The sequence below is a fragment of the Moritella viscosa genome, assembly GCF_900120065.1.
In the GTDB taxonomy this organism is placed as follows: Bacteria; Pseudomonadota; Gammaproteobacteria; order Enterobacterales; family Moritellaceae; genus Moritella; species Moritella viscosa.
The window spans coordinates 1-665 of record NZ_FPLG01000147.1 but is presented as its reverse complement, the minus strand read 5'-3'; the positions used below and the strand labels follow the sequence as shown (position 1 = coordinate 665).

1 protein-coding gene is annotated in these 665 nt (G+C 38.0%); it reads right to left on the bottom strand.

Going from position 1 to position 665, the window contains the following annotated elements; translation table 11 throughout:
• Window positions 1-275 (bottom strand): hypothetical protein (locus BT797_RS21805; protein WP_139292011.1); only part of this gene is annotated, 275 nt, incomplete at its 3' end.
• Between the last annotated feature and the right edge of the window lie 390 nt (window positions 276-665).

Here is a 665-nt window from a genome sequence, read left to right as displayed (position 1 = left end):
CGTCTAACCATTTCATTCATGCGCACGGTCATTTGATTCATATCTCGCACAAGATTCCTTGCCGCTTCTGAATCAATTAACGCCTTACCCTCTACATTCACCGTCTGCAGAGTTGTTCCATTACTATCAACAGTAATGAGATATCGATTGATATGAGGGTCATCATTTAACTCTGTCACAATGCCACTTGTATCAAGTACCTGGTCATCTTTATTTTCTAATATTCGACGCTGGAATATCTTGCTCAGACTCCAATTAAACTTAACTTTTCTCATATCTACCCATCTCCATAACTGTCATTCTATGTTGGAATTTATTAATAATATTCTTCAATTACCACACAACTGAACAGCCTATTTATGGCCTATTCAGTCATCTGATGTTTGCTATTCGTGTCATCGTCTTTCTGCTGAATACAGCTTTAACGTGAACGCTACAATCAATAATATGGGCTGCGGTTTTATAGGGCTGAATTACCATTTTCAAGTACAACAGCATTAATGCTAACGCGTTAACTAGGCGCTTCTTCGCCCGTGTCGTTCTGTATCAATGTTAATAAATACACGACGACTTCCTCGTTATTTTTAACCGTATCTTGCGCCGATGCATCAATGACAAAGTTCTTAGCATCTATTTGTAACTCTTTCATAATCCAGTCCTTAAAA